This is a genomic window from Bradyrhizobium sp. UFLA05-89 (assembly GCF_059803475.1).
In genome coordinates this window covers 90,068-116,699 of sequence record NZ_JBANBA010000004.1, presented here as the reverse complement: position 1 = coordinate 116,699, position 26,632 = coordinate 90,068, and the positions used below count along the sequence as shown (strand labels likewise).

Here is a 26,632-nt window from a genome sequence, read left to right as displayed (position 1 = left end):
ATATCATGTACCGGTTAGCTCCGCGCGAAGCGAACCGGCTTGGCGCTGGCGGTGACTACTTGATGAAGCTCGCGTCGAAGAGATCCTCGACCTTCGGCGCCGCCTTGATGATGCCGATCTCGAGCAGCAAGTCCGCGGCGTCCTTGTTGAAGGCCAGGAACTCGCCGCCGAAGAACTTCCGGTTCGCGGCCTTGTCCTGCCAGCGTAGATACTTTGCCGAGTTGCCGAACTGCTCGCCGGTCTGCTTCACGTCGGCGCCCATGATCTCATAGGCCTTGGCCTGATCCTTCGCGATCATGTCGAGCGCCTCGAAATAGCTGTCGGCCAGCGCCTGGGCGGCCTTGGGATTCTCGCTCAGGAATTTCGGCGTGCAGCCGAACGTGTCCATCACCATCGGATAGTCGAGCGTGGTGGCGATGATCTTGCCCTTGTCGGGCGCGGCGCGCACCGTCGAAAGGTAGGGCTCATACGTCATCGCGGCATCGTTCTGGCCGGATACGAAGGCCTGCGCGGCCGCGGCCGGCTCCAGGTTCACGACCGTGACGTCCTTCACCGACAGGCCGTTCTTCTTGAGCATCCAGGCCAGCGCGAAATAGGGTGAGGTGCCCGGCGCGGACGCGGCGACCGTCTTGCCCTTCAGGTCCTTGATCGCCGCGAGATCGTTGCGCACCGCCATGCCGTCGGCGCCGTAGCTCTTGTCGAGCTGGAAGATCTGCTTGGTCGCGACGCCATTGGCGTTCCAGGAGATCCAGGTCTCGACCGTCGTCGCGGCGCACTGGACGTCGCCCGATGCTATGGCGAGGTGGCGATCCTTCTGCGGGATCTTCTTGATCGTCACATCGAGGCCGTTCTTCTTGAAGATGCCGGCCTCCTTGGCGAGCGTCAGCGGTGCAAAGCCGGTCCATCCGGAAATGCCGATGCCGACCTTGACGTCGTCGGCGAGCGCCGGCGTCGCGACCGCGAGAGCAATGATGGCTGCGAATGCTTTTGTATTACGCATGATTGTTGTCCTCCGATCGATGTACCGAACCAAGTTGATCTCATCACGTTGCACGAATTGTGCCGCTGCGACATTGCCGCTCAACCTCCCTTGAAACGGGCGACGAGACGGTGTGACTCGCCCGGATAGAGCAGTCGCACCGCGGTCAGCGTCCGCGCGCTGCGCCAGGTGTAACGATCGATCACCAGGCATGGCGCACCGACGGCGATGCCGAGCGCGTCTGCGGTGCGATCATCCGCAACGACAGCGCTGATCGTGTGCTCCGCTTCGGTCCATGGGACATGATGAAGCAGCCACGAGCCGGGCGGCTCGGCTGCAAAGTCGGCGTGTGCTGCTTCCGGCACGGCCTCGAGATCGATCAGCCTGTCCTCGAGCGCGAACGGCACGTTATCGGCGCTGTGGCGGCAGGTGATCGCGATCACCTTGCCGGTCTTCCGCACCCCGAGGCGGGCACGATCGGCAGCACTTGCAGCGCGGCGCGTGCATTGGACGAGCTGATAGCCATAGCCGCGGCCAAGCGCGGTGATCTCCGCGCGAATGTCGGCGATCTTGAGCACCGCGGACAGATGCTGCGGACGGCGGACGAACGTGCCGGCGCGCCGCCGCCGCTCGATCAGGTCGGCCTGCGCAAGCTCCGACAGCGCCTTGTTCACCGTCATGCGTGAGCAGCGATAGCGCGCCATCAATTGGTGCTCGAACGGGATGCGATGACCCGGCGGCCACTCGCCGGTCAAAATCCTGGTCTCGATGTCGCGCCTGATCTGCTTGTAAAGCGTCGGCTTGTCGTCGAGCTTGTCGGTGGCGAGGCTCATGCGATGAGCCTCCGCACCGTCGTGTTGAAGCGTTCCCGCGCCGAGCGGCGAAGCATGTGTTGCCCGCCCTCGACGGCCTTCCTGCCGCCGGACCAGACGGAATCGATCGCGCCTTTGCCCGCCGCAAAGATCCAGCCGTCGAGGATGGCGTCACCACGGCGTCCGGCAAGCGATGGATGTGTGGTGTCGAGAGTGACGATGTCGGCGCGCGCGCCAACTTTGAGCCCCACGACGGCTTGTGCGAGGGCCTGTCCCCCACCGGCCAACGCGCCGTCGAGCAGGGCGCGTCCGGTCGAGGCGCCGGCTCCGTTCGACAGCACGTTGCGCTCGCGATGCTTGAGCCGCTGGCCATATTCGAGTTGGCGCAATTCGTCGGCAACGCCGACCAGCACGTTGGAATCGGTGCCGATGCCGAACCGGCCTTGTGCCTCGAGGAATTCGCGCGCCGGAAAAATGCCGTCGCCGAGGCTTGCTTCGGTCACGGGGCAGAGGCCCGCAACCGCGCCGGTCCTGGCGAGCGAGGTGACTTCCGTTGGCGTCATATGGGTCGCGTGAATCAGGCACCAGCGCTGATCGACGGGCGCGTGTTCGAGCAGCCATTCCACCGGGCGCTTGCCGGACCAGCCGAGGCAATCCTCGACTTCTCTGGTTTGCTCGGCTGCGTGGATATGAACCGGACCACCGTCCGCAAGCGGCACGATCGCTGCCAGCTCGTCCGGTGTCACGGCGCGCAGGCTGTGCGGCGCAATGCCGATATTGGCGCCGGGCAACCTGACAATGGCCTCGCGCGATGCAGTGAGCAATTTTGCGAACTGATCGACCGAGCAGATGAAACGGCGCTGGCCGGCATGTGGCGCGGCGCCGCCAAACGTGCCGTGCGCGTAAAAGCTCGGCAGCAGGGTGAGGGCGATGCCGGCCGTCTCGGCGGCCTGCGCGATGCGCGTCGCCATCTCCGCCGGGTTGGCGTGGGGCGCGCCGTCATGATCGTGATGCAGATAATGAAACTCGCCGACGCGGGTAAACCCCTGCTCGAGCATCTCGACATAGAGCAGGGTGGCGACGCTCTCGACGTCGTCGGGCGTCATGGTGAGCGCGAAGCGATACATCGTCTCGCGCCAGGTCCAGAACGTGTCCGCGGTGTTGCCGCGCGTCTCGGCGAGCCCCGCCATGCCGCGCTGGAACGCGTGACTATGCAGGCTCGCTAGCCCGGGAATGGCGAGTCGATGGCGCTCGTCTCCGGCTGCAGGCGCGACACCCGCTGTGACCTCGGCGATGTTCCCGTCGGTGACGACGACCCGCACGTCGTCGGCCCAGCCCGAGGGTAGCAGCGCGGATGCGAAATGCAGTCGGGTCATGTTTCCTGCCGGCTGGACAGAACCGCGCCACGATTATATGTCTAGACATATAAGTCAAGCGTCCGGCAGCGAAGGGATACCTGCATGGCAAAGCGCTTCGATCGGATCTGGCACAATGCGCGCCTCGCCACGATGCGGGATGTTCTGCCCGATCTCGGCGAGATCGCGCACGGCGTGGTCGCGGCGCGCGAGGGGCGTATCGTCTTTGCAGGCAGCCGTTCCGATTTTCCGGCAGACGCCGATGCGAAGGAGTGGACTGATTGCGCGGGGCGGTGGATCACACCCGGCCTCGTCGACTGCCACACGCATCTGGTCTACGGCGGCAATCGCGCGCACGAATTCGAGCTGCGGCTCAAGGGTGCCAGCTACGAAGAGATCGCGCGCGCCGGCGGCGGCATCGTCTCGACGGTTGCGGCCACGCGGGCTGCGAGCGAGGCGGAACTCGTTGCGAGTGCACTCCCGCGGCTCGACGCGCTGATCGGCGAGGGCGTGACCACGCTGGAGATCAAATCCGGCTATGGTCTCGATACCGAAACTGAGATGCGGCAGCTCGGTGCCGCGCGGGCGCTTGCGCGCGTCCGGCCGGTTGCGATCCGCACCAGTTTCCTCGGCGCGCACGCGCTTCCCGTTGAGGCCGGTGGCGACAAGGATCGCTACATCGATCTGGTGTGTCGCGAGATGCTGCCTGCGGTGGCGCAGGCCAGGCTTGCCGACGCCGTCGATGCGTTCATGGAAGGCATCGCGTTCTCGGCAGACCAAACGGCGCGCGTGTTCGCGGCGGCAAGGGCGCTCGGCCTGCCGGTGAAGCTGCACGCCGATCAACTGTCCAATCTCGGCGGTGCGGCGCTCGCCGCGAAATTCTCCGCTCTTTCGGCCGATCATCTCGAACACACCGATGAAGCTGGTGTGGCGGCGATGGCTAACGGCGGCACGGTAGCCGTCCTTTTGCCCGGCGCCTTCTATTTCATCCGCGAAGAGAAGAAGCCGCCGCTTGAGTTGTTCCGCAAGCATGGCGTCAGGATCGCGCTCGCAACCGACTGCAATCCCGGCAGCTCGCCGCTCACCTCGCTTCTGCTCACGATGAACATGGGCGCAACGCTGTTCCGGATGACGGTCGTCGAATGCCTCGCCGGCGTGACGCGCGAGGGGGCGCGCGCGCTGGGCATGCTGTCGGAAGTCGGCACGTTAGAGGCCGGCAAATGGTGCGACCTTGCGATCTGGGATGTCGAGCGGCCGGCCGAGCTGGTCTACCGGATCGGCTTCAATCCGTTGCATCGCCGCGTCTGGAGAGGCCAGTGAACGGCGCTGCGACACCGATTGTTGTCACACCCGGCCGTGTCAGCCTCGGCGATCTCGCGCAGGTGCTGGCGGGCACGACAGTTGAGCTGGATGCGTCGTTCTGGCCTGCGGTCGACGCTGCATCGGCGATCGTGGCTGCGGCCGCGCAAGCGCCTGCACCGGCCTACGGCATCAATACCGGGTTCGGAAAGCTGGCCTCGAAGCGCATCTCGCCCGACCAGACCGCGACGCTTCAGCACAATCTGATCGTGTCGCATTGCTGCGGCGTGGGGCCGCCGACGCCGGAGCCGGTGGTACGGCTGATGATGGCGCTGAAGATCGTCTCGCTGGGGCGCGGCGCATCAGGGGTGCGGCGCGAGGTCATCGCGCAGCTCGAAACGATGCTGGCGCGTGGCGTCTTGCCGCTGGTGCCGCAGCAGGGCTCGGTCGGCGCCTCCGGCGATCTGGCGCCGCTCGCGCACATGGCCGCGGTGATGATCGGCGAGGGGCAGGCGCTGGTTGGCGGAACGACCATGCCGGGCCGCGAGGCCCTGGCCCGCGCCGGTCTCGCGCCATTGACGCTTGGTCCCAAGGAAGGCCTCGCACTCATCAACGGCACGCAGTTCTCCACGGCCTATGCGATCTCCGGCCTGTTGCGGGCGCACGGGCTGGCCTGCGCGTCGCTGGTGACGGGAGCTTTGTCGGTCGATGCGGCGATGGCCTCGACGGTGCCGTTTCGCTCCGAGATCCACGCGCTGCGCGGCCATGCCGGACAGATCGCCGCCGGCGCGACGCTAATGGCCTTGCTCGACGGCAGCGATATCCGTCAGTCGCACCTGGAAGGCGACGAGCGAGTGCAGGATCCCTATTGCCTGCGCTGTCAACCGCAAGTCGCCGGTGCCGCACTCGATGTGCTGGCGCAGGCGGCGCGCACCTTGATGATCGAAGCCAATTCCGTCACGGACAATCCGCTGGTGCTGGTCGAGACCGGCGAGATCGTGTCGGGCGGCAATTTCCACGCCGAGCCGGTCGCCTTTGCCGCCGACGGAATCGCACTCGCGCTGTCGGAGGTCGGCGCCATCAGCGAGCGGCGCATCGCAACGCTGGTCGATCCCGCCCTGAATTTCGGCCTGCCGCCGTTTCTCACACCCGATCCCGGCCTCAACTCCGGCTTCATGATCGCCGAGGTCACGGCGGCCGCGCTCTATGCCGAGAACAAGCAGCGCGCCGCGCCGTGCTCCATTGACTCGACGCCCACCAGCGCCAACCAGGAAGATCACGTCTCGATGGCCGCGCATGCCGCGCGGCGGCTCTCCGACATGGCGGACAATCTCGCCTCCATCCTCGGCATCGAGCTTCTGGTCGCGGCGCAAGGCATCACGCTGCGCCTGCCGCATTTGACCAGCCCCGCGCTCGCGGCCGTCATCGCTACCTTGCGCGAGGAGGTGCCGGCGCTTGGGCCCGACCGCTACATGGCGGACGACCTCGCCAGGGCCAAGGCGTTGGTCGAGGCCGGCGCGCTGCCGCGCATTGCGAGCGCGGCGCTCGCGAGAGATCCGTTTCCACTGCTTGCCTCAGAGGTCGCCTCATGAACCGCCGACTGGACAATGAACGCACGATCCGCGCCCCTCGCGGCTCCGATATCAGCGCCAAGAGCTGGCTGACGGAAGCACCGCTCCGCATGCTCATGAACAATCTCGATCCCGATGTGGCCGAACGGCCCGGCGAGCTCGTGGTCTATGGCGGGATCGGTCGCGCGGCGCGCGACTGGGAGAGTTTTGACCGGATCGTCACCTCGCTGCGCAAGCTCGAGGGCGACCAGACGCTGCTCGTTCAGTCGGGCAAGCCGGTCGGAATCTTCCGCACCCATGCCGATGCACCGCGGGTCCTGATCGCGAACTCCAATCTCGTGCCGCACTGGGCCACGCTCGATCACTTCAACGCGCTCGACAAGGCCGGGCTGATGATGTTCGGCCAGATGACGGCCGGCTCCTGGATCTATATCGGCAGCCAGGGCATCGTTCAGGGGACCTACGAGACCTTCGTCGAGGTCGGGCGGCGCCACTATGGCGGCAGCCTCGCAGGCAAATGGATCCTGACCGCCGGTCTCGGCGGCATGGGCGGCGCGCAGCCGCTGGCGGCGACCATGGCAGGTGCCTCGCTGCTCGCAATCGAGTGCCAGCCGAGCCGCATCGAGATGCGCCTGCGCACCGGCTACCTCGATCGTCAGGCGAGCACGCTCGATGAAGCGCTCGCGATCATGTCCGAGGCAGCGCAAAGCAAGAAGGCGGTCTCGGTCGGCCTGCTCGGCAACGCCGCCGACCTCTTCCCCGAGCTCGTGCGCCGCGGCGTCAGGCCCGACATCGTGACCGACCAGACCAGCGCCCACGATCCGATCAACGGATATCTGCCGAAGGGCTGGACGCTTGCGGAGTGGGAGGCCAAGCGCAAGGACGATCCCAAGGTGGTGGAGCTCGCGGCAAAGTCCTCCATGGTCGACCACGTCAAGGCGATGCTGGATTTTCACGCGCAGGGCATTCCGACGCTCGACTACGGCAATAACATCCGCCAGATGGCGAAGGACATGGGATTGAACAACGCGTTCGATTTCCCCGGCTTCGTGCCAGCCTATATTCGGCCGCTGTTCTGCCGCGGCGTTGGGCCGTTCCGCTGGGCGGCGTTGTCCGGCGATCCCGAGGATATCTTCAAGACCGACGCGCGCGTGAAGGAGCTGATGCCGCACGACACGCACCTGCACAACTGGCTCGACATGGCAAAGGCGCGCATCAAGTTTCAGGGGCTGCCAGCGCGGATCTGCTGGGTCGGTCTCGGTGACCGGCATCGGCTCGGGCTCGCCTTCAACGAGATGGTGGCGCGCGGTGAAGTGAAGGCGCCGATCGTGATCGGCCGCGACCATCTCGACAGCGGCTCGGTGGCAAGCCCGAACCGCGAGACCGAGGCGATGCGCGACGGATCGGACGCGGTGTCGGACTGGCCGCTGCTCAACGCGCTGCTCAATTGCGCCAGCGGAGCCACTTGGGTGTCACTGCATCACGGCGGCGGCGTCGGCATCGGCTATTCGCAGCATGCCGGCATGGTGATCGTCGCCGACGGCACGGCGGAGGCCGCCCGCCGCCTCGAACGCGTGCTCTGGAACGATCCGGCGAGCGGCGTCATGCGTCACGCCGATGCAGGCTACGAGACCGCGATCGACTGCGCTCGCGCAAACGGGCTCGATCTGCCGAGCCTGGCAGGCTGGAGCGCGATGAGATTAGGATGAATCGTCGTCGCGCTTTAGGTTATGTTTGAGCATGATCTCCGCGCAAACGCGTTCCGCGTTTGTCGCGAGGGAAAACCGCTTCACACTTTTCCGGATCATGCTCTGGTTCGCGGCCTTCGGGATGTACGTTGGGTGCGAGACTTCAAACGCGGAGTTGCTCAGCGATTCCGGCTCATCGGCTGTCCGGATACCAGATCGATGAAATGGACGCGCGCGCAGGCGGGGCAGGTGAAGGCCTCGAAATTCCGTCCCTCGGCGCCCTGCTGCTTTTCCAAATGAGTTTGCACATTCATGCCCGTCTGGGGGCAACGAAAAACGATCAAATCGGCCATCGGCACAGCATGGACGGATGGCTCATTTCGTCCTTGATATAGATCAGTTTTAGAATCGCCCCAGTCCCACGGCACCATCCCGCAAATGCGAAGGGGCCCCGAAGGGCCCCTCAAGGTCACCAACGGCGGTAGCCATAATAGCGTGGACCGTAATAGCGCGGTCCATAATATCTGGGTCCGTAATAGGGTGCATAGCCGTAGCCATAAGAGTAGCTCGGCTGCCGCCAGCAGCGCCCCCAGGCATCGCAGACCAAGCGAACCTGCTCTGCATCTGGCGTCACCTGCGGGGCAGGCGCAACTGGCATGGCCGAGGCGGCCGGCGATGCCGCGACCGCGGCGAACAATGACGCGGCAACGAGGCCAATTCCAAACTTCATGATGTGTCTTCCTTTGCTTATCGGCCGCAAGATATCGAACAGGTTCTGATCAAATTGTGGCGGAGCCGAAATGTAATGCTGATGAATGAATCTTCATCCGGGCGGTCGCGGAGCCGGGATAATCGCTCACGCGCGGCACCGCTTTGATACTTGATCTTGCGCAATTCGCGCGCGCTCCGGCGCCTCTAGTCTGCGTGGTGTGGGGAGCGGCGACGTGCCGGTCCCTCAAGAAGGTGAACCACCATGCTGACCATTCCCAGCCTGTCGATTTCGCCCGAGAAGGTCTTCTTCATCATTGCAAAGTCGCGCCAGTCCGACAGCGGGGCGGACGGTGGCGGCGTCATCCTGGACAGCGGCGACGACGACATGAGCTATGGCCGCGGCGGCAGGGGAGAGGCGACCGATCGCGCGGAGCTGGCCGGCTTCATCCGCGGCCTCAATGTCGACGAGCAGATTGATCTCGTGGCGCTGACGTGGCTAGGTCGCGGCGACGGCGACCTTTCGACCTGGCGTGAGCTGCAGACCCAGGCCGCGCAGTCCCACAACAATCGTACCGCCTCCTATCTGATCGCGACGCCGATGCTCGCGGACTATCTGGAGGAGGCGATGACGCAGTTCGGCAAGTCCTTCGAGGAGTTTGAAGAGCATCTCTGACCGGCCGGCGTGCATGGTTTTCGCGCGGGCGCGCGCTTGGCACGATCCGGGCTGATGACTCGGCCGCAGTACGCAATGCTCTGCATGGCGAGGTCAGCAAGGACCTCGTCATGCTGCCGGTCTATGAGATCGAGAAGCAGGCGTCCGGCGCGCCCCGATACGCTCGCGCCGGCAGCGCGTCGGCGTCCCTCAGTAGCAGGGGTGCCGGCGCCTATCCTGGCCGATATAGGCAGCCGAGCTCTGGTAGCACTGAATGGTCGACGGTCCGTCGTAGTAGGCGAAGCTGCCCGGCGCGACTCCCGGACCGTAATTGTGGATGTAGCTGATCGGGTACGGCAACGGATTGACGTGATGGTGGTACCGGTGATGGACGCGCGCCTCGGACAGGCTCGGGGCGAGCGTCACTACCGACAGGGCGGCGACCGCCGCAAGGCACTTCAACTTGCTCATCTTGATTCTCCGGAACCCGACCTAACGGACCACGATCTTATAGCGATTCACGATCCGCAGGGCATCCGCTTTGCGGCCGTAGGCCGGGTGAAATTCCACAGATTCACGCCTTGGGGCCGCCGGGACCGCCGGCGAACCCCAGGGCCTGCCCATTTTTGGCCTTTTCCGGATGCTTAACGAATTCCCAACACAGTTTGGCCAACAGTTCGTTCGTATCCGGTGGCCGGCCGCTTGGGGGTCTCTTTGAGGTCGGCTCACTTCAAACAAGGCTTCAGCCGTTACTCTGCAATGCGCATCACGCCCATCAGCCTGTTGTTGCTGACCTGCGTCGCCGCGGCGCCGGCGCGGGCGGATTTGCACATTACCCGCGACCACGGCGGTTACGTCGAGGAATACAAGGCCAAGTACAAGCGTGTTCGCGACAAGGGCGAGCGGGTCATCATCGACGGTATCTGCAATTCGGCCTGCACCCTGGTCCTGGGCATCGTGCCGATGAACAAGATCTGCGTGACGCCGCGCGCCAGCCTCGGCTTCCATCAGGCCTATTACGACAAGGCATTCACCTTCGGTATCAAGGTGACCAGCGCCGAGGGCACGTCCGACCTGATGTCCTACTACCCGGGCACGGTGAAGGAGTGGATCCAGCGCAACGGTGGGCTCACCACCGAGATGAAGAAGATCAAGAACGGGGTCGATCTCTGGAAGATCGTCGATCCCTGTCCCGACGAGTGGTGAGCGGCCGCGCCAGCTGACGTCGTCCTCGACGCAGCCAGCACGTCCCACGTGCAGCGCAGCATCAGACCCGACCATATTCGCATTGCCGCGCCGCGCGTGGTCGGGCAATGAGAGCGGCAATGAATCATAATCAAGAAAATTGGGCCGCGCGTGCGGCGCCGGTCCTCTTCGTCGTGCTGTGGAGCACCGGGTTCATCGCCACCAAATCCGTCGTCAACAACGCCGATCCCTTGACCTACCTCGCCATCCGCATGGCGATCGTGGTGGGGCTGATGGCGATCATCGCGGCAATTGCACGTCCCAAATGGCCGGACGGGACCGGCATTGCCCACAGCGCGGTCGCGGGCATTCTCGTCCACGGCTTCTATCTCGGGGGCACCGCGATTGCGATCGCGCATTCGATTCCCGCCGGCCTTTCCGCGCTCATTCCGGGCCTCCAGCCGATCCTGACCTCGACCATTGCCAATCGTTGGCTCGGCGAGCGGGTGACGCCGCTGCAATGGGGCGGGCTCTTGCTCGGTCTCGGTGGCGTGGTGCTGATCCTGCACAATCGTCCGATGACCGGAGAGGCGGGCCTCGGATGGCTCGCCTCGGTCGTCTCGCTGATCAGCATCACGCTCGGCACGCTCTACCAGCGCCGCTACTGCAACCACATCGACTGGCGGGCCGGCAATCTCGTGCAATATGTCGCAGTGACGCTGTTCTTTGCGGCGGGCGCCTTCGCCTTCGAGGACCGCGTGGTGCACTGGACGCGGGAGTTCGTGCTGGGGCTGGCCTGGCTCGCGGTGGCACTCTCGATCGGGTCGATCGGCCTGTTGTACTGGCTGATCCGGCATTCGGCCGCGACCGCGGTTGCGAGCCTGTTCTATCTCGTTCCGGCGGTCACGGCGCTGATGGCCTATCTGCTGTTCGGAGAAAGGCTCGATGCGGTGGCAGTCGCCGGCATGGCGATCTGCGCGGCGGCGGTATTCCTGGTCAACAGGCGCTTCTAGCCGCGCGGGCGGACCTCGACGCGGCGGGCGAGAAGCGTACGCCAGGCCGCCGGGCGCTGGGCACCCGGAGGCCTGATCTTAGATCCGCGATCAGCGTTTTGCCTTCTTCTTTTTCTTCGCGGCTTTCTTGGCGGCCTTCTTTACAGCCTTCTTGGGAGCCTTCTTGGCGGCTTTCTTCTTGGAAGTCTTCTTGGCTTTCTTCGCCGTCTTCTTCGCCGCTACTTTCTTTGCGACCTTCTTGGCGGCTTTCCGGGCCTTCTTCGGCTTTGCTGCCTCTTTCGGCGGCTCGGGCGTCGCTGCGATCGCCGGCTCAATGACGGGTGTGTCGTCGTTCATATCGTCCCCCAGGGTTTGAACGGAGCCATGACGATAACGGGATTCGACAACCTGTCAAAGCAACGCTCAACTTCTGCGAATTTTCGCGTAAGCTGCGAGCGCGCGCTCACGCCCCTTGGCATGATCGACGAACGGACCCGGATAGTCGCGGCCGAGTTCGACGCCTGCGCTCGCAAGCTCGATCGGTGTCGCCTTCCAGGGTTGGTGGATCAGCTTCGCCGGCAGATCCTTCAGCTCGGGCACCCAGCGCCGCACATAGCTGCCATCGGGATCGAACTTCTCGCCCTGGAGCACCGGGTTGAAAACGCGGAAATAGGGCGCCGCATCGGCGCCGCAGCCGGCGACCCACTGCCAGTTGGCGGGATTGCTGCCGGCGTCGGCATCGACCAGCGTGTCCCAGAACCACTCTTCGCCCTGTCGCCAGTCGACCAGGAGATGCTTGACCAGGAAGGACGCTGCGACCATCCGCACCCGGTTGTGCATCACGCCGGTGTGCCAGAGCTCGCGCAGGCCGGCATCGACGATAGGATATCCTGTCCGGCCGCGCTGCCAGGCGGCGAGCGCCGTCGCGTCGTGCTTCCACGGGAAGGCATCGAAGCCGGGTTGCAGGTTCCCCGTCGCAAGATCAGGATGGTCGAACAGGAGGTGACGGCAGAATTCGCGCCAGCCGAGCTCGCTGAGGAATTTCTCGACACCGCTCGCAAGGGCGGGGTCCTCGGCGGCGGCAAAGCGCGCGGTGTGCCAGAGCTGGCGCGGGCTGATCTCGCCGAAGCGCAAATGGGGTGACAGCCGCGAGGTGCCCGGCAGGTCGGGCCGGTCGCGCTCGCTGGCATAGCCGCGCGCGGCGGTCTTGAGAAAATCGCGCAGCCGGCCGTGGGCGTGGGTCTCGCCGGGCTGCCAGCTCGCGCGCAGGCCGCCGGCCCAATCGGGCCGCGTCGGTTCGAGCCCGAAACTCTCGAGGGCATCGCCCGCAAGCGCCGGACCTGCCCGCAGCGCTTTCGGTGCGGGCAGAGGCTTTGGTGGATCGCCCAGCGCGAGCACGCGCCGCCAGAATGGCGTGAACACACGCAAGCCGCGGCCGTCCTTGTTGCGAATCGTGCTTGGCGAAGCCAGGAGGTCGCCGGGGAAGCTTTGTGAATTCACGCCGAGCTTTGCAAGGCTCCCCTTGAGGTTTGTCTCGAGAGCTTGCTGCGGCACTTGCGCGATCCCGTTCCAGTAGACGGCGACCGCTTCGCTTTCGCGGGCCACCTCAGGGATCACCTTGACCGCCGATCCTCTGCGCAGCGTGAGCGCGCCGCCGATCGCGGCGAGGCCCGCCGCCAGCGACCGCAGCGACTGCGCCAGCCACCAGCGCGCCGCGGCACCGAGGGGCCGTCCCACGGTGTCGTCGAGGACATAGAGGCATGCCACCGGTGCGCCAGTGCACGCGGCGGCCTGGAGTGCCGGGTGGTCGGAGAGCCGCAGGTCATCGCGGAACCAGACGATGATCGGCGATGGGCTTGGCATGGTCGGGAATGATCCTCGTTAACCTTTTGGAAAGCATGCCGCCGGCCGCTGTTGCGAACCACCGTTAATGCGATCGTAAGCCGGTCCCTCAAATATACGGTGTTTTTTTGGGGGAGTTTCATGTCCAATCCTTTGACTGGGAAGGTCCTGCCGCAATTCAGGTTCAAGCTCGGCACCAAGGCGGTGCTGTGCGCGGTGCTCCTGATTGCGGTGAATACGGCACTCGTGGTCGGTGCGGGCTACTGGTCTCTCACGTCGGAGTTCAACGATCGTGCGCTGCGCGACATCGAGGTCAATCTGCGCACGCTGGCGCTCGCCTTCGCCGAGATCGTTCCCGACGCCAAGATCACGATGAGGGACGGCATGGTCGTCCGTGCCGAGATCCCCAAGATGCCCGATTTCAAGGACCACGCGATCGTCGATCGCGCCGTGTCCTATGTCGGGGGCAATGCCACGCTGTTCGTGTTCGACGAGGCCAGTGGGCAGTTCGTCCGCCGCTCGACCAATGTAAAGAAGGAGAATGGCGACCGCGCCGTCGGCACCCAGCTTGCCGCCGATCACCCCGGCCAGGGCCCCCTGCGCAAGGGCGAAGCCTACAAGGGGCCGGCCACGCTGTTCGGCAAGTCCTTCATGACGGCCTATTTCCCGGTCTCGGATGCGGCCGGCAAGATCGTCGGCATCCTCTATGTCGGCATCCCCATGGCGCAGTTCGAGAGCATGATGGCGGAGGCGATCCGCAACATGGCGATTGCCGCCGGCATCGCGGCGCTGCTGGTGCTCGCTCTGACCATGCTGGTCGTGCGCCGTGTGACGAAGCCGCTGAGCTCGGTGACGAACTCGCTGACGGCGCTGGCCAATGGCCGGAACGACATCACCATCGATTGCGAGGACCGGGCGGACGAGATCGGTGAGATCGCGCGCACGGTCGCGGTGTTCAAGAGCAATTCGCTGGAGCGGGCGCGCCTGCGCAGCGAGCAGGCTGCGACCACGGCGGCTGCCGCCGAGCAGCGCAAGTCCGAGTTGCGCAACTTCGTCGACGAGTTCCGTGGCAGCGTCGGCGGCATCCTCAACAACGTGCTGGACTCCTCGAGCGAGTTCGAGCGCGTGGCGCGGCAACTGACCGATGCCGCGCGTTCGACGGCCGAACTGTCGGCACAGTCTGCCGGCGCCTCCGAGACCGCCTCCGATCACGTGAAGTCGGCGGCTGCGGCCTCCGATGAGCTCTCCAAGTCGATCACCGAGATCACCCGCAGGGTGCAGGAGTCCAACGAGATCTCAGCCGAGGCGGTGCGGCAGGCGGAGGCCACCGACCATCGGATCGCGCAGCTTTCGGACGCCGGGGCCCGCATCGGCGACGTCGTCAAGCTGATCACCTCGATCGCCGAGCAGACCAATCTGCTGGCGCTGAACGCCACCATCGAGGCCGCGCGCGCAGGCGATGCGGGACGCGGCTTTGCGGTGGTGGCGCAGGAGGTCAAGACGCTCGCCGGCCAGACCGCCAAGGCGACCGACGAGATCTCCAGCCAGATCGCCAGCATGCAGCTCGCGACCGAAGAGTCGGTCGCCGCCATCAAGGCGATCGGCCAGACCATCGAGCGCATCAGCGCCATCGCCACGTCGATTTCTGCGGCGGTCGAGCAGCAGAAGAGCGCCACCCACAACATCGCCGGCAGCGTTCGGGCTGCGGCAAGTGGCACGGCGGATGTCGCCGCCAATGTCCGTCATGCGGCCAAGGGCGCGAACGAGACCGGCGAGACCTCGAGCCGGATGTTCGCTTCGGCTCAGGCGCTGTCAGGCGAGAGCCTCAATCTGAAGTCAGAGGTCGAGAAATTCCTCGACCGCGTGCGCGCGGCTTGAGCGGTGCGGGCGGACCGGATGGCCGGCCTAACTCCACTGGTCTTCCGGGGCGGTGCGCAGCACCGAACCACAATGCGCAATTGCGCATTGTGGAATCTTGAGATCCCCGCGAAGCGCAATTGCGCTCCGAGGTCTGGCGCAGACGCGCCATCCCGGGATGACGGTTATCGGTTGCTTGGCGCAACCGCTAATCGTCACTTCGGCTGGGGCACGATCCGGATGTAGGGCTTCGGCTCCTTCCAGCCCTGCGGATAGATCGTCTTGGCCTCATCGTTGGAGACCGAGCCGGCAATGATGACGTCTTCGCCGTGCTTCCAGTCGGCCGGCGTCGCGACGCGATGCTTGGCGGTGAGCTGGAGCGAGTCGATCGCGCGCAGGATTTCCTGGAAGTTGCGCCCCGTGGTCATCGGATAGACCAGCACCAGCTTGATCTTCTTGTCCGGGCCGATGACGAAGACGTTGCGGACGGTCTGGTTGTCGGCCGGCGTCCGGGTGAGGGGATCGCCCGATGTCGAGGCCGGCAGCATCTCGTAGAGTTTCGAGACGTTGAAGTCGGTGTCGCCGATCAGCGGATAGTTCGGGGCGGCACCTTGGGTTTCCTTGATGTCCTCGGCCCATTTGGAATGCCGGTCGATCGGATCGACCGACAGGCCGACCAGCTTGACGCCGCGCTTGTCGAACTCGGGCTTCAGCTTGGCGAGGGCGCCGAGCTCGGTGGTGCAGACCGGGGTAAAATCCTTGGGATGCGAGAACAGGAGGGCCCAGCTGTTGCCAATCCAGTCGTGGAATTTAATTTTCCCCTCGGTGGTTTCGGCTTCGAAGTCGGGGGCGGTGGCGCCGATCGGAAGTGGCATTGTTCTACCTCATCTAATTGAAGTTGTTGATGAATTCGCTCTGAAGCGGTTCGACGGAATATAAGGCGGGGAAGGTCCGAAGTGAACCCGTTCAAGTAAAATGTGAAATCATTCTCTCAAGACGCCGATCTTCTAGCACCTTCTTGCCGCACGCGCCGCTGCGGCGAAATATCCACACCGGCGGGAAAGGGCTGGATTGCCGCGATATTGCCTTTTATGACCCCCACCACGCCGCCCGACATTGGATAGAACCGAAATGGTCCCGACGGCGACCAATCGGCAACCATGTAGAAAAGTCGCGATCACCATATCCAATCGTTAACCACCCGTTCAGGCCCAGCATGGAAATGCTGGTCGATCAGAAGAAGTCTGGAAGTGAACTATGTCTGCCGCTGCCAAGTCCCGTGAGTCCAAGTCCCTTGAGTCCAAATCCCTTGACTCCAAGTCCGCTGAGTCGCCGTCCCTCGAACCGTCCTGCCGTGACACCGCGGCCCATGCACTCGGCATCGTGCGCGACGGCGTGATCACAGGCGAAGGGCCCACCACCAAGGGCCGGGTGCATTTCTCCCGCTCGCTCGATGCCGATGATGCCGCCTGGTGCGCGCGCATCCTGACGGCCGTCGCCGTCAACGATCAGCCGGTCAGCCGCGCCGAAGCCGAGGTGCTGTTCGAGATCAACGAGGCCGCGACCGAGCGCACCGATGCTGGCCGGTTCGACGACCTCCTGGCGAAAGCCGTCGCGCATCACGCCGCCAGCGCCTCCGGCCTGCCGGTGCCGCCGCGCAGCGTCGCGTTGTCGCCCGAGACCGACATCGAGAGCTGGGCGCCGGCCTATGCCTCGAAGGTCAAGACCGAGATGCTGGAATGGATCGCCGGCCAGATGCGCGGCAAGCGCCAGGGCAACCGTCGCCTGATGGCGATGGTGGCAACCTTCCTGGGTGCCACCGCGCTGCCGCTGGCGGGCCAATTGCCGAACGTGTTCGACATTGGCATGTGACATGTAATTTCGCGCACGTCCTCACGATGCGCCAACGAACGGCGGGGGTTATTTCCCCGCCGTTTTTTGTTTGCCGCTCTCAGGCTCGAGTCCAAGCGTGCGGCCCGGGAAGCCGGCTGCGTCGAAATAGCGCTGACTCTCGACGCGCTGGAAGTTGAGGACGGTGCGAAGGCCGTTCTCCGACGGCTTCGACTTGACGTTGCCGACATAGCCCTTCGGCACGATGCCGTTCGGCAAGGCCTCCGACATCACGCGGCCGACCAGACCGCCGTTCTGTGAGGTGCGCAGCCCCATGATCTTGGCCGCCGTCACCCCGACGTCAGCATTGCTGACCGGCAGTTCGTCGACATAGCCTGCCTTGAAGTCCGGGCCGATCGCCGCCATGAAGTTCATGGTGTCGCCGCGGCTGAAGCTGCCATGCATGCCCTGGCCCTGGCGCAGCACGGTATCGGCGACCTGCACCGAGCAGTTGGTCGGCGCCTCGCCGCAATCGCTGGCATAGGAACGGAAGTTGACGACGATCGCCGGCGTCGGGGTCGCCGCCTTGCCGCGCAGATTGATCAGCGACAGCGGCAGCGTGCCGGGGAAACGGCCGAGGGAGTCGTCGATGAACAGGCCGGAAACGTAGTCCTGATCGAGCAGCGCCTTGATCGTCCTTGCCGCCAGCTTCTTGTCCTTGTTCGGCAGGTAGATCAGGTCTGATCCGCCGTTGGTCGCGACGACGAGATCGGGCTTGGTGGGATCCTTGCCGAGCACGCCGTTGCCGGCCTTCGGATGCGCGTTGCCGGTGACGGCCGCATTCTTGTCATTCGGATCGAACAGCGGCAGGTCGAGCGCCTTGGCGAGGTCCAGGGCCAGGAAACCCATCGGCAGGAAGTCCTTCGGGGTGTCGTCATAGCTGACCTTGGCCGAAGGGCTGGTCTTGCTTTCCTTGGAGATGGTCGAGAAGCCGTGATCGGCCTGGATCATGATGTTGGTCGAGGCCGCCAGCCCAAGCTCGTCGAGCGCCTTGCGGAGCTGGGCGAGGTTGTTGTCGGCGTTCTTGATGCTCGCCATCGTGCTCGGGCCGTTGATGCCGGGCATGATCTGATTGAGGCTGTCGCCCTGGTTATGCTGGGTGCCGTCCGGGTCGCGCGACCAGAACACCAGCACGAACGGCTTGTTGCGCGCCTTGAACATCGGCAGCACGACCTTGCTGGCGACGTCGGCGAAATAGGCCTGCTGCGCGACGTTGGCGACCGTCGTGCCCGGCGTCTTGGCGTCGCCCGCCTTGGCATTGTCGCCGCGTGAGGGGGCGGTGAGGGGGAGACCCGCCTTGGTCAGCGCCTCCTTCATCTCGTCCGACAGTGCCACGCCGGCCTTGCCGCCGGTCGCATCGTCAATCACGATCGAGTGCTGACCGGCCTTTTCCGGATGATCGGTGTGGTCGAACTGGTAGGTCGGGCCGAGCTTGCCGATCGCCGCGGTGGAGAGACCCTTGTCGCGGGCCATCTTCAGGATGGTCTCTTCGTTGAGATAGTCGCCCTTGAAATGCTCGTCGATGTCGCCGAGCACGGCGTCGTTCTCGATGAACGGGACCACGGTGTCGCCGGCGGGGGCAGAAGTGTAGCCGGTCCAGATCGTGTTGGAGAACACGCCGGTGTCGCCGAGATAGTGTCCGGTCGACATCGCCGAGCCGTTCGCCATGGTGAAGGTCGGAAACAGCGAGTGCGAATTCTTGAAGTTGACGCCCTTGTCGCGGACGGCGGCCATCGCCGGCGCGGTCTCGGGGGTGACCTTCAGCGCGCGCAGGCCGTCCGGGATGAACAGGATCAGGTTACGGGGCGTGTTGTTCTGCGCAGACGCAAGTCCGGTGGATAGCATGGTCAGTCCGGCGGACAGCAACACGATTGAGCGGCGCATCGAAATCTCTCCCAGCGGTGAGGCGGCTTGCGGCCGATCGCGGCCGCCGCCTTCGTTTAGTTTTGCTGTGTGACGCTTTTGTTACAAGGGCAGTGTTTGTGCAAGGATGATGGGGAAGGGCCGCTCGTTGTCATCAGCTGCTTGTCGCCAATCCGGCGATGATTCGTGCTGTCTCGACGCCGTCACTGCGAGAAGGTCTTGCGGTGAAGCAGTCCGGACCCCCAACACGGTGGCAGTCTGGATTGCTTCGCTGCAATCGCAATGACCGGGCAAGGTGCAGGGACACCGTTCTTCAACTCGAGCCGAAATTGTGGTCGTGGCCTGATAGGCCCCCTCTGGCGGGGGAGATGCAGATTCAGAATTGCGCTAGTCGATATGGACCGCGCGAACTGACCAGCCCCTGCCGTGATTTGTCAGTCGGGCAGCGCTAGCGATCCTGGCTGGGCCAACCGGTCGGGCGCGGCACCCGATTACTTCGATACCATGCTGCCGCAGTTTCTTTCCGGACACCCCCGTTGCGGTTTCGCTGCGGCCGCGCAAGCTCCGGCAGCCGTGACGCAGATATCCCCACTTTGCACTGTGTCACCTCTCCGACATACTAGAGTTTGTATTGACATTCGCGAAAAAAATCCAAGCGAGAGTCGCAAATCGAACGGACGGCCTCACCTTCGTCGGGCATAGTCATCGTGCGGGCTGGATGTGAAGCTCATCAAGACAGCTGATCGATATGGAAACGGGCGTAAGGCTCGTGTCCGTGGGCTCTCGCGGTGCAATTCATGCGTCGCGAGAAATGATTTCGCTTGAGTAGAGGGTAGGCGCCGTGAGTGAAAGTGAAACGAAAGCCGAAGTGAAAGCAGCAAATGGTTCAAATGGTTTCGGACTGCCCGCGTTCGGGCTTCCGAACGTCGGTTGGCAGCCCCTGTTCGACCAGCTTGCCGAGCAGCGAGCCGCTCGCACGCAGGAGGGTTGCGAGAAACTCAAGTCAGTTTCGCAGGGGGTGAACGAAGCGCTTCGCGAGACCTATTCGAACAGCGCCAAGACTGCGACCGATTACGGGCTCAAGGTCATCGAGATTTCGAATGCGAACGCCAGCTCCGCAATCGATTTCTTTGCTCGTATCGCCAGCAGCAAGTCGATGACCGACGTTTTCACCACGTCGGCGGCGGAAGCGCGCAGGGCTTTTGATGCTGCAGCGGCTCAGAACACGCAGTTGTGGGAGCTTGCGCAGAGGCTTGCAACGCATTCGGGTGAGCCAATCAGGCAGCACGTCGCCAAAGTTTTCCAAAAGGCCAGTTGAACGTCCGCGGTTCGGAGAGGAGGGCAATCCGGCCGGTTGGAACAAGCCCCGCCACGCGCATGGCCCCCACTCCATGCTCGATCAGACGATGGCAAGGTGCGCGATGCCCCCCAAACTGAACGCACCGACACAAGAGGCGCAATCCAACCGGCTGGTTCCTGCTCCAACTATAAATCAGGTCGATTCCGAGGAGGAGGAAGAGATGGGTATGCTCATGGTCAAATGTCCGCAAACCGGACGCGCGATTCCGACCGGGATCGCGACGGATCGCGAGCGCTTTCGATGCAGCACGGTGTTCTTCGGACGCACACGCTGTCCGATCTGCTCGGTCGAGCATGCCTGGTTCGCACAGGAAGCTTGGGTTGACGAGCCGACACTCCGTGTGCGGCGTCGCGGCATGGGTCTTTAGGCCCAGTCTCGTACGCTGTCGTCGATGATTGTGATAGGGGGCCTACCATGGCGAACAGGAACGTTTCCGGTGAAGTGTCCACATTGCTGCTGCAAGCAAAGGATTTTCTCGTCGAGGCGCGACGGCTGAAGCCGGGCCCCGCGCGCAACGAACTGCGAGAGGTGGCCAAGGTCCTACACGAGCTAGGCAAGCTGGAGACGCAATCCAAATTTGCGCCTCATCAGGCGGACACAAGATAGTCGACGCCGAGAAATCCAAATCGAGGGCATGGCGCATGGCGCGGACAACGCTCAAACAGCCTTGTCCCGGTCATTCCTTACGTTGGCCGGCATGGCCCAAGCGCGAGGCCGGGCCGCGCTCGTCGAGAAGATCTTCTCAATCTGGCGACGCATGCTGGCGTGGCACTCGCATGCGGCTGCGGCGAGCCGCGGCCGATCAACCTCGATCTTGCCCCGTCGATCAGATCGGATCGCACCGGACTCGCGCAGATTGCGCATCAGGAGCGTGACTGTAGTTCGTCGCACTCCGAGCATCTGCGACAGCGCCTCCTGAGTGAGAGGAAGGACGTCGCTGTCGGTGCAGTCGCGCAGTTGAAGCAACCAGCGGGCCATCCGGGCTCCGACCGGATGCAGTGCATTGCAGGCAACGCCAAGTTGAAATTGCGTCAGTAACGACGTGATGTGAACCTGGACCGCCTGCCGTATCGCGGGGCTCCGATTAAACGCAGCATGAAATCGCGCGGCAGGAATCCGCGAGGCTGTTCCAGCCAGACGAACGCTGGCGGTTATCACCGAAGGTGTCGGTCCGAACACGGAGAGTATGCCGATTGCGCCTTCGCGCCCGACCGACGCGGTGGCGACCGCCTGTCCATTTGCCATCTCGATCATGAGCGAGATCGCGCCGCTCTGAGGGAAAAAGACATGCTCGACCCGCTCGCCTGCTTGCGAGAGGACTACATCCTGATTGAGCGCGACCCTGTCGAGTTCGGGAGCGAGCAGATCGAAGTCGGCTTGCGGCAACATTCCCAGAAGGCGGTTGCCCATTCCGCTGGGGATTGTCACGGCAAGTGACTCCCCGTGAGGCGCCCATCGCACCTCCGAACGATGTCGAGCGACCGCGGCTCTAACGCATGTTCGTATCGGCTTTCTCGACGGACGTTGGCTTCCAATTCACATCCAAACGCCTTCATCCAAACGCCTTCATCGCAACAAAACCAAAGGCTCAATTCTGCTCTCGCGAGTCTGATTTTTCGCTCGGAGCACTTTCGAAATAACGCGCATGGAGGTTGAAGCAGATAAGTCGCCGGAAACAAATTGCAAAACCGGAATGGGTATCACCGTAGGGATGACGCGCTGGGCGAGCCAGGTTCCCGCGTGTCCGACTGCTGATGGGCACCATCTGAAATTCGTGGAATACGAAGCGCGTCCCTCGCAGGGCGTCTTGGGAGGCGCAACGGAACTCGCGAGCCGAATATCGGTCGTGCAGATCGTGGTCGTTTCGAAAGTGGCCGTTTCGAAGCTTGTGCGACCGATGATCGGATCGCGCGCGTGCGCGCCGTCACGGTCAGGATCTCCGGGGGATGAGGTGCGGAACCAGCACCGTTAATCCCGTGCCTTAACCAACAATTAATTATAGGTTTGCGGGGGGCCGACGGCTCGGCCTAGCGTGCTGGCGGGGAGCAGCATCGCAAGGCCAAACGAGTTGGTGCGTACCATGACGTATAGATCATATGGGGCGTTGCTCGCCTCGCTGAGCGCAGCCGCGCTGCTTCTTGCCTCCAGCAACAGTTTTGCGAGATCGGGCGGCGTCGCGGCCCGTGGCGTGGTCGGGGCACCGGCGGTGCATCCGCCGATCATGCCGTCGGCGCGGTTCCATCGCCGGAATTCGTTTGTTCTTTGGCCGGGCGGCGGTGGCTTCTTCTACGGGCCTCCCGCGAGCGACTCCTATGCTGCCGATATGGTGCAGCCGCTCTCGAATGACGTCCGTTACACCTACACCTATGACGTGCCCTGGGACTGGACCCACCGCTATCCGCCGAACGTCGTGCCGTCGGATCGGCCCTATGTGCCGAGCTGTCCCACGGAGACCGTGACGGTGCCCGGTCGCAGCGGCGATCAGACCGTCAACATCATGCGCTGTTACTGAGCGCGCCGTCTTCGTTACCACCGCGCGCGCAGGCCAGCCGCTAGCCGAGCTCAAAGCTGGTGACGCCGAAGACCCGGTCGAGCCGCAGCGGTGGGATCGGGCCGGTGTACATGCGCGCCGTCTCGAAGGTCGGTGCAAGGCCAAAACTTTCTGCCAGCGCGATCGCCTCGCGATTGCCGCCGGGGACATCGAGAAACACCTCGCCGCCGCCTGAGCCGGCGAGCAGCGCCCGCATGATAACCTCCGCGCCGGCGCGGTCGTTGGCGACCAGCGGGCCGATCTTGTGGCCGTGTCGGCAGGGGCGGATCACGCCCCATCCGGCAAGATTTCCATCGCGCATCAGCGCGCGGCCGATATGGCCGGGCGCACTGACCCAGGCGCGTAGGAAGGCGCTGCGCGGGGCCGGGAAGACGGTGGCGTCGTCCGCCTCCATCAGCGCCAGCGGAATCGTCTCGAGCGCGACGACGTCGGTGGGCTGTGCCGGTGCGGCGACGATCCCGCCATAGCGGATATTGGCGTAGGCGAGCGTAAAGCCGGACTTTCTGTAATTGTCCTGCTGCGCGACGACGCCGTCGAGCCCGATCACGCGCGCGCCCGCATGCGCAATCGCCGCGTTCCAGATGCGCAAGCCGTAGCCGCGGCCGCGCAGCTCGCTACGCACGATGTAGAAGCCGAGGAAGGCGAAGCGATCGTCGTAATTGACACAGGAGACGGTGGCGACCGGTGTGCAGTCAATTTCTCCGATGAGAAAACCCGAAGGGTCGACGACGGCGAAGCAGCCGGCATCTGAAAACCCCGGATTCCAGCCTTCGGCCGCCGCCCAGTCCACGGCGAGCGCGATGTCGTCGGCGCGCATGGCGCGGATTTGCAGGTCACCCATGGTCAATCATCGTGTGCAGGGCCTCGTGATCGGACTATACGTCCGGACGGGCGGCGCTTAAACCTGCCGTCAAGTCATGACAAAGCCGGGGATCAACATGGCAGCAGAGAGAGTCGCACTCGTCACCGCAGGCGGCAGCGGCATGGGGGCGGGCGCTGCACGGCGGCTTGCTGCCGACGGGTTTCGCGTTGCGATCCTGTCCTCGTCCGGCAAGGGCGAGGCTCTTGCGAACGAGCTCGGCGGGCTCGGCATCACCGGTTCGAACAAGTCCAACGACGATCTCAAGCGCCTGGTCGATGGCGCCATGGCAAAGTGGGGTCGCATCGACGTGCTCGTCAACAGCGCCGGCCACGGGCCGCGCGCGCCGATCGTCGAGATCACGGACGAGCAGTGGCACACCGGCATGGACACCTACCTCCTGAACGTGGTCCGCCCGACGCGGCTGGTCACGCCGATCATGCAGGCGCAGAAGCAGGGCGCGATCATCAACATCTCGACTGCCTGGGCGTTCGAGCCAAGCGCGATGTTTCCGACCTCCGCGGTGTTCCGCGCCGGCCTTGCCGCCTTCACGAAGATCTTTACCGATACCTACGCTCCCGACAACATCCGCATGAACAACGTGCTGCCGGGCTGGATCGACAGCCTGCCGGCGACGGACGCGCGCCGCGAGAGCGTGCCGATGAAGCGCTATGGCAAGGTCGAGGAGATCGCCGCGACGATCTCGTTCCTCGCCTCCGATGGCGCCGCCTACATCACCGGGCAGAATATTCGCGTCGATGGCGGGCTGACACGGTCGGTGTGAGGCCGAGGGCGCCTCGAGCCAATTCGAACCTGCACGGGATTGTCGCTGCAGGCGTGGTGCGATTGGCGTGGGTTGCACTGGAATGTGCCTGATCGGCAACACCCATCGCGCAATGATCCCATGAGTTCGTCCCAGTCCAAGCGAAGTGCGCCTCAGAACAAGACGGCAACGCGTGCGGAGATTATTCCCGATCCTGCGCCGGACGCTTCCGGCCGGATGCCCGGATGCTTCGGGACGCGCATCGCTCGCGTGAAGAGCTGGAGATTGAAATGAAGAGAATTGCCCTGGCGCTTTCGCTGGCCCTGTTTGGAACCGCGTCCGCGTTCGCGGCCGACCTCGCGCCGAGCTACACCAAGGCGCCCGTGATGGCGCCGGTTTACAACTGGACGGGCTTCTACATCGGCGGCAATGTCGGCGGGCAGTGGGGCAGCTCGGACCCGAGCACGACGACCCTATTCCCGGTGGCCGATTACTTCGCGGATTCGAGCGTGACTGCCATCGGCACCGTAGGCGCGCAGCACATCAACAGCTCCAGTGTAACCGGCGGCTTCACGGCCGGCTACAACTGGCAAGTCAACAGTGCGGTGTTCGGCCTCGAAGGCGACATCAACTATTTCGGCTTCAAGGGCAGCTCGAGCGGCACCGCGTTTTATCCTTGCTGCGCCCCGACCAGCTTCACGATCAATTCATCGGTCTCTTCCGACTGGCTTGCCACCATTCGCGGTCGCATCGGCTTCCTCGCCACGCCGAACTGGCTGATCTACGCCACCGGCGGCGCCGCGATCGCCGACGTCAAGGCCAATTTCTCCTTCACCGACACGTTCGCGTCCGCGACCGAATCCGGCGCGATCCGCGACACGCGCGTCGGCTGGACCGCGGGTCTCGGCGGCGAGTACGCGGTCGGCAATGGTTGGTCACTCAAGGCCGAATATCTCTACGTCGACCTCGGTCGCGCCAGCATGACCAGCAGCAATCTCAGCGCACTCGGCTTCGGTGGCGCCGCCTTTCCGATGCCCACCCAGACCTTCACCCACTCGGTCGATCTCAAATCGAACATCGTCCGCGTCGGCGTGAACTACAAGTTCGGCGGCCCGGTCGTCGCGAGGTACTGAACGTCCACACGGGCAGATCTGATGAAAGCCCCGGCTCAGCCGGGGCTTTTTTCGTGTGCGCCCGGCGCCTCACCGCCCCGAGACCAGCCGCGCCAGTGTGGGTAGAATTTTGTAGCGCGCGATCTCATGCGGATACTCGCCCCGATTGGCGAGCAGGACGATACCGAGCCTGCGCGTGGGCACGAGGCCGATATAGCCCGAGGCGTTGTTGAGGCCGCCCGGCTTGTCGAGGACCGTCACACCATCGAGATGCACGGTTTCCCAGGCCATGGCCTGGCCGAATTTCTCGTCGACGCGAAAACTCTCGTGCTGCGTCATCCGGATGGCCTCGCGCAGCTCGGGCTCGATCGACCTGCCGTCCGCGCAGGCCGCGACGAAGATCGAGAGATCGCGCGCCGACGAGAACATCTGGCCAGTGCCCGGAAAGTCGAAATAGCTCTGCTGATTGCCGGGCGCACCGATCGGCGTGCCCTGATCGGAATAGCCCTGCACGGCGCGCGCCATCTGCGCATCACTCAGCATCGCGCGATTGTCGGACGCGCGTTCCGGCACGAATGTCGAGCTCATGCCGAGCGGCTTCAGGATGCGGTTTGCGATCAACTCGGAGACCGGGATACGATAGCGGCGCTCGAGCACGAGCTGGAGCAACACATAACCGGCATGGGTGTAGATGCGCTGCTTGCCGGGCTCGATGCCCTCTGGTGGCGTCCAGGCGTTGAGCATGTCGAGGAACTGTGCAAAGCCGAACGACTCGTTCGGCCACGGCGGATGATCCGTCGGCAGCAACAATCCAGACGTATGCGTGACGAGTTCGCCGACCGTGACGCGGCGGATGTAGTCGCTGTCGAGTTCGGGCAGGTACATCGCCACGCGCTCGTCGAGCCGCAATTCGCCGCGGCGCACCCCGAGCGCGACCAGCGTCGCCTCAAAGGTCTTTCGCAGGGATGCGAGGTTGAACAGCGTGTCCGATGTGATCGGACGCCTGGTGGCGTCGTCGGCGAGGCCGTAGTTGAAGAAGTCGACGTGACCGCCCGCATAGAGCGCGGCGGAAAGGCCACCGGGATGATCCGGCGTCGCCGTCGACGCGAGCTCAGTCGCCACGATGTCCCGCAACATAGGTATCATGTCGGAGTCCGCGTGGCCGAGGCGGGCGAATCCAAATGCGAATGGCAGCAGCGCGGCCTTGGCAAGGGACCGCCGGCTGATGGCAGGGCGCGGTGAGTGAACAGGAGAGTGCACGCGGTCTGATGATCAGTTCGAATCGCCCCCG

The 26,632-nt window shown here is 64.3% G+C and carries 27 protein-coding genes and 1 pseudogene; 15 read left to right on the top strand and 13 right to left on the bottom strand.

From position 1 onward, the window contains the following. Positions 1-55: 55 nt before the first annotated feature. The 3 genes from SO139_RS03785 to SO139_RS03775 all read right to left on the bottom strand — a co-directional run bounded on the left by SO139_RS03785 (position 56) and on the right by SO139_RS03775 (position 3,167). Positions 56-1,000 (bottom strand): ABC transporter substrate-binding protein, encoded by a 945-nt coding sequence (locus SO139_RS03785; protein WP_449378044.1) that lies wholly within the window; start codon positions 998-1,000, stop codon positions 56-58. 80 nt (positions 1,001-1,080) lie between these two features. Continuing rightward, the gene (gene hutC, locus SO139_RS03780; protein WP_449378045.1) at positions 1,081-1,812 is read right to left on the bottom strand and encodes a histidine utilization transcriptional repressor HutC; all 732 of its coding nucleotides are present in this window, start codon (positions 1,810-1,812) and stop codon (positions 1,081-1,083) included. Next, positions 1,809-3,167, bottom strand: a complete 1,359-nt coding sequence (locus SO139_RS03775) for a formimidoylglutamate deiminase (RefSeq protein ID WP_449378046.1) — start codon at positions 3,165-3,167, stop codon at positions 1,809-1,811. The genes hutC and SO139_RS03775 overlap by 4 nt, the downstream gene beginning before the upstream one ends. Before the next feature lie 84 nt (positions 3,168-3,251). Here SO139_RS03775 and hutI point away from each other — a divergent pair, with 84 nt between their 5' ends. From hutI to hutU, 3 genes are read left to right on the top strand one after another with little or no spacing between them, the layout of a single operon-like run. Further along, entirely contained in the window at positions 3,252-4,466 is a 1,215-nt protein-coding gene (hutI, locus tag SO139_RS03770) for an imidazolonepropionase (RefSeq protein ID WP_449378047.1), read from the top strand. Further along, positions 4,463-6,037 (top strand): histidine ammonia-lyase, encoded by a 1,575-nt coding sequence (gene hutH, locus SO139_RS03765; protein WP_449378048.1) that lies wholly within the window; start codon positions 4,463-4,465, stop codon positions 6,035-6,037. Before hutI ends, hutH begins: the two co-directional genes overlap by 4 nt. Further along, positions 6,034-7,725 carry a urocanate hydratase gene (hutU, locus tag SO139_RS03760; RefSeq protein ID WP_449378049.1) on the top strand — a complete coding sequence of 564 codons (1,692 nt, stop codon included), beginning with the start codon at positions 6,034-6,036 and terminating at the stop codon, positions 7,723-7,725. Before hutH ends, hutU begins: the two co-directional genes overlap by 4 nt. A gap of 158 nt (positions 7,726-7,883) precedes the next feature. Here hutU and SO139_RS03755 read toward each other — a convergent pair whose 3' ends face one another. Both SO139_RS03755 and SO139_RS03750 read right to left on the bottom strand, forming a co-directional pair. Continuing rightward, on the bottom strand, positions 7,884-8,057 hold the full coding sequence (locus SO139_RS03755) for a hypothetical protein (protein ID WP_449378050.1): 174 nt from the start codon (positions 8,055-8,057) through the stop codon (positions 7,884-7,886). A 116-nt stretch (positions 8,058-8,173) separates the two neighbouring features. Next, a complete protein-coding gene (locus SO139_RS03750; RefSeq protein WP_449378051.1) occupies positions 8,174-8,434 on the bottom strand; it encodes a hypothetical protein in 261 nt (86 codons plus the stop codon). 243 nt (positions 8,435-8,677) lie between these two features. On the opposite strand from SO139_RS03750, the gene SO139_RS03745 reads away from it, so the two are divergent. Then, complete coding sequence (locus SO139_RS03745) at positions 8,678-9,088, top strand: DUF3775 domain-containing protein (RefSeq protein WP_449378052.1); 411 nt, start codon at positions 8,678-8,680, stop codon at positions 9,086-9,088. Positions 9,089-9,117: 29 nt separating this feature from the next. After that, a pseudogene (locus tag SO139_RS03740) lies at positions 9,118-9,228 on the top strand (host attachment protein); the annotation flags it as partial. Positions 9,229-9,277: 49 nt separating this feature from the next. On the opposite strand, the gene SO139_RS03735 reads toward SO139_RS03740, so the two are convergent. Beyond that, positions 9,278-9,538, bottom strand: coding sequence for a hypothetical protein (locus tag SO139_RS03735; RefSeq protein ID WP_449378053.1), 261 nt, complete (start codon positions 9,536-9,538; stop codon positions 9,278-9,280). Positions 9,539-9,826: 288 nt separating this feature from the next. Between SO139_RS03735 and SO139_RS03730 the strand changes: the two genes are divergently transcribed. Next, complete coding sequence (locus SO139_RS03730; RefSeq protein ID WP_449378054.1) at positions 9,827-10,273, top strand: hypothetical protein; 447 nt, start codon at positions 9,827-9,829, stop codon at positions 10,271-10,273. 119 nt (positions 10,274-10,392) lie between these two features. Then, the gene (locus tag SO139_RS03725) at positions 10,393-11,265 is read left to right on the top strand and encodes a DMT family transporter (RefSeq protein WP_449378055.1); all 873 of its coding nucleotides are present in this window, start codon (positions 10,393-10,395) and stop codon (positions 11,263-11,265) included. A 90-nt stretch (positions 11,266-11,355) separates the two neighbouring features. Here the strand turns inward: SO139_RS03725 and SO139_RS03720 are convergent, their stop codons facing one another. Together SO139_RS03720 and SO139_RS03715 are read right to left on the bottom strand one after the other, a co-directional pair. Beyond that, positions 11,356-11,601 carry a hypothetical protein gene (locus tag SO139_RS03720; protein ID WP_449378056.1) on the bottom strand — a complete coding sequence of 82 codons (246 nt, stop codon included), beginning with the start codon at positions 11,599-11,601 and terminating at the stop codon, positions 11,356-11,358. Between the two features lie 66 nt (positions 11,602-11,667). Next, positions 11,668-13,107, bottom strand: coding sequence for a cryptochrome/photolyase family protein (locus tag SO139_RS03715; RefSeq protein WP_449378057.1), 1,440 nt, complete (start codon positions 13,105-13,107; stop codon positions 11,668-11,670). Between the two features lie 120 nt (positions 13,108-13,227). On the opposite strand from SO139_RS03715, the gene SO139_RS03710 reads away from it, so the two are divergent. Continuing rightward, positions 13,228-14,964, top strand: a complete 1,737-nt coding sequence (locus SO139_RS03710) for a methyl-accepting chemotaxis protein (RefSeq protein ID WP_449378058.1) — start codon at positions 13,228-13,230, stop codon at positions 14,962-14,964. Positions 14,965-15,158: 194 nt separating this feature from the next. Here the strand turns inward: SO139_RS03710 and SO139_RS03705 are convergent, their stop codons facing one another. Then, positions 15,159-15,818, bottom strand: a complete 660-nt coding sequence (locus SO139_RS03705) for a peroxiredoxin (RefSeq protein WP_449378059.1) — start codon at positions 15,816-15,818, stop codon at positions 15,159-15,161. A 382-nt stretch (positions 15,819-16,200) separates the two neighbouring features. On the opposite strand from SO139_RS03705, the gene SO139_RS03700 reads away from it, so the two are divergent. After that, positions 16,201-16,815, top strand: coding sequence for a hypothetical protein (locus SO139_RS03700; protein WP_449378060.1), 615 nt, complete (start codon positions 16,201-16,203; stop codon positions 16,813-16,815). A 48-nt stretch (positions 16,816-16,863) separates the two neighbouring features. Here SO139_RS03700 and SO139_RS03695 read toward each other — a convergent pair whose 3' ends face one another. Continuing rightward, the gene (locus SO139_RS03695) at positions 16,864-18,717 is read right to left on the bottom strand and encodes an alkaline phosphatase family protein (RefSeq protein WP_449378061.1); all 1,854 of its coding nucleotides are present in this window, start codon (positions 18,715-18,717) and stop codon (positions 16,864-16,866) included. Positions 18,718-19,537: 820 nt separating this feature from the next. Here SO139_RS03695 and SO139_RS03690 point away from each other — a divergent pair. From SO139_RS03690 to SO139_RS03680, 3 genes are all read left to right on the top strand, one after another. After that, positions 19,538-20,014, top strand: coding sequence for a phasin family protein (locus SO139_RS03690; protein WP_449378062.1), 477 nt, complete (start codon positions 19,538-19,540; stop codon positions 20,012-20,014). Between the two features lie 202 nt (positions 20,015-20,216). Continuing rightward, the gene (locus SO139_RS03685) at positions 20,217-20,423 is read left to right on the top strand and encodes a hypothetical protein (RefSeq protein WP_449378063.1); all 207 of its coding nucleotides are present in this window, start codon (positions 20,217-20,219) and stop codon (positions 20,421-20,423) included. Positions 20,424-20,470: 47 nt separating this feature from the next. Then, on the top strand, positions 20,471-20,662 hold the full coding sequence (locus tag SO139_RS03680; protein ID WP_449378064.1) for a hypothetical protein: 192 nt from the start codon (positions 20,471-20,473) through the stop codon (positions 20,660-20,662). 51 nt (positions 20,663-20,713) lie between these two features. Here SO139_RS03680 and SO139_RS03675 read toward each other — a convergent pair whose 3' ends face one another. After that, positions 20,714-21,466 (bottom strand): Crp/Fnr family transcriptional regulator, encoded by a 753-nt coding sequence (locus tag SO139_RS03675; RefSeq protein ID WP_474799784.1) that lies wholly within the window; start codon positions 21,464-21,466, stop codon positions 20,714-20,716. 670 nt (positions 21,467-22,136) lie between these two features. Between SO139_RS03675 and SO139_RS03670 the strand changes: the two genes are divergently transcribed. Beyond that, a complete protein-coding gene (locus SO139_RS03670; protein WP_449378066.1) occupies positions 22,137-22,568 on the top strand; it encodes a hypothetical protein in 432 nt (143 codons plus the stop codon). 40 nt (positions 22,569-22,608) lie between these two features. Here SO139_RS03670 and SO139_RS03665 read toward each other — a convergent pair whose 3' ends face one another. Beyond that, positions 22,609-23,448, bottom strand: a complete 840-nt coding sequence (locus SO139_RS03665; RefSeq protein WP_449378067.1) for a GNAT family N-acetyltransferase — start codon at positions 23,446-23,448, stop codon at positions 22,609-22,611. A gap of 97 nt (positions 23,449-23,545) precedes the next feature. Here SO139_RS03665 and SO139_RS03660 point away from each other — a divergent pair, with 97 nt between their 5' ends. Next, positions 23,546-24,250, top strand: a complete 705-nt coding sequence (locus SO139_RS03660) for an SDR family oxidoreductase (RefSeq protein WP_449378068.1) — start codon at positions 23,546-23,548, stop codon at positions 24,248-24,250. Positions 24,251-24,519: 269 nt separating this feature from the next. After that, on the top strand, positions 24,520-25,362 hold the full coding sequence (locus SO139_RS03655) for an outer membrane protein (RefSeq protein WP_449378069.1): 843 nt from the start codon (positions 24,520-24,522) through the stop codon (positions 25,360-25,362). A gap of 69 nt (positions 25,363-25,431) precedes the next feature. On the opposite strand, the gene SO139_RS03650 is transcribed toward SO139_RS03655, so the two are convergent. Continuing rightward, positions 25,432-26,487 carry a serine hydrolase gene (locus tag SO139_RS03650; protein WP_449378070.1) on the bottom strand — a complete coding sequence of 352 codons (1,056 nt, stop codon included), beginning with the start codon at positions 26,485-26,487 and terminating at the stop codon, positions 25,432-25,434. Positions 26,488-26,632 lie beyond the last annotated feature (145 nt).

Excerpts from the sequence above, each read along its gene's own strand:
- SO139_RS03785 (WP_449378044.1), bottom strand. The coding sequence starts at position 1,000 with ATGCGTAATACAAAAGCATTCGCAGCCATCATTGCTCTCGCGGTCGCG.
- hutC (WP_449378045.1), bottom strand. The coding sequence starts at position 1,812 with ATGAGCCTCGCCACCGACAAGCTCGACGACAAGCCGACGCTTTACAAG.
- SO139_RS03775 (WP_449378046.1), bottom strand. The coding sequence starts at position 3,167 with ATGACCCGACTGCATTTCGCATCCGCGCTGCTACCCTCGGGCTGGGCC.
- hutI (WP_449378047.1), top strand. The coding sequence starts at position 3,252 with ATGGCAAAGCGCTTCGATCGGATCTGGCACAATGCGCGCCTCGCCACG.
- hutU (WP_449378049.1), top strand. The coding sequence starts at position 6,034 with ATGAACCGCCGACTGGACAATGAACGCACGATCCGCGCCCCTCGCGGC.
- SO139_RS03755 (WP_449378050.1), bottom strand. The coding sequence starts at position 8,057 with ATGGCCGATTTGATCGTTTTTCGTTGCCCCCAGACGGGCATGAATGTG.
- SO139_RS03750 (WP_449378051.1), bottom strand. The coding sequence starts at position 8,434 with ATGAAGTTTGGAATTGGCCTCGTTGCCGCGTCATTGTTCGCCGCGGTC.
- SO139_RS03745 (WP_449378052.1), top strand. The coding sequence starts at position 8,678 with ATGCTGACCATTCCCAGCCTGTCGATTTCGCCCGAGAAGGTCTTCTTC.
- SO139_RS03735 (WP_449378053.1), bottom strand. The coding sequence starts at position 9,538 with ATGAGCAAGTTGAAGTGCCTTGCGGCGGTCGCCGCCCTGTCGGTAGTG.
- SO139_RS03730 (WP_449378054.1), top strand. The coding sequence starts at position 9,827 with ATGCGCATCACGCCCATCAGCCTGTTGTTGCTGACCTGCGTCGCCGCG.
- SO139_RS03725 (WP_449378055.1), top strand. The coding sequence starts at position 10,393 with ATGAATCATAATCAAGAAAATTGGGCCGCGCGTGCGGCGCCGGTCCTC.
- SO139_RS03720 (WP_449378056.1), bottom strand. The coding sequence starts at position 11,601 with ATGAACGACGACACACCCGTCATTGAGCCGGCGATCGCAGCGACGCCC.
- SO139_RS03715 (WP_449378057.1), bottom strand. The coding sequence starts at position 13,107 with ATGCCAAGCCCATCGCCGATCATCGTCTGGTTCCGCGATGACCTGCGG.
- SO139_RS03710 (WP_449378058.1), top strand. The coding sequence starts at position 13,228 with ATGTCCAATCCTTTGACTGGGAAGGTCCTGCCGCAATTCAGGTTCAAG.
- SO139_RS03705 (WP_449378059.1), bottom strand. The coding sequence starts at position 15,818 with ATGCCACTTCCGATCGGCGCCACCGCCCCCGACTTCGAAGCCGAAACC.
- SO139_RS03700 (WP_449378060.1), top strand. The coding sequence starts at position 16,201 with ATGTCTGCCGCTGCCAAGTCCCGTGAGTCCAAGTCCCTTGAGTCCAAA.
- SO139_RS03695 (WP_449378061.1), bottom strand. The coding sequence starts at position 18,717 with ATGCGCCGCTCAATCGTGTTGCTGTCCGCCGGACTGACCATGCTATCC.
- SO139_RS03685 (WP_449378063.1), top strand. The coding sequence starts at position 20,217 with ATGGGTATGCTCATGGTCAAATGTCCGCAAACCGGACGCGCGATTCCG.
- SO139_RS03680 (WP_449378064.1), top strand. The coding sequence starts at position 20,471 with ATGGCGAACAGGAACGTTTCCGGTGAAGTGTCCACATTGCTGCTGCAA.
- SO139_RS03675 (WP_474799784.1), bottom strand. The coding sequence starts at position 21,466 with ATGGGCAACCGCCTTCTGGGAATGTTGCCGCAAGCCGACTTCGATCTG.
- SO139_RS03670 (WP_449378066.1), top strand. The coding sequence starts at position 22,137 with ATGACGTATAGATCATATGGGGCGTTGCTCGCCTCGCTGAGCGCAGCC.
- SO139_RS03665 (WP_449378067.1), bottom strand. The coding sequence starts at position 23,448 with ATGGGTGACCTGCAAATCCGCGCCATGCGCGCCGACGACATCGCGCTC.
- SO139_RS03660 (WP_449378068.1), top strand. The coding sequence starts at position 23,546 with ATGGCAGCAGAGAGAGTCGCACTCGTCACCGCAGGCGGCAGCGGCATG.
- SO139_RS03655 (WP_449378069.1), top strand. The coding sequence starts at position 24,520 with ATGAAGAGAATTGCCCTGGCGCTTTCGCTGGCCCTGTTTGGAACCGCG.
- SO139_RS03650 (WP_449378070.1), bottom strand. The coding sequence starts at position 26,487 with ATGATACCTATGTTGCGGGACATCGTGGCGACTGAGCTCGCGTCGACG.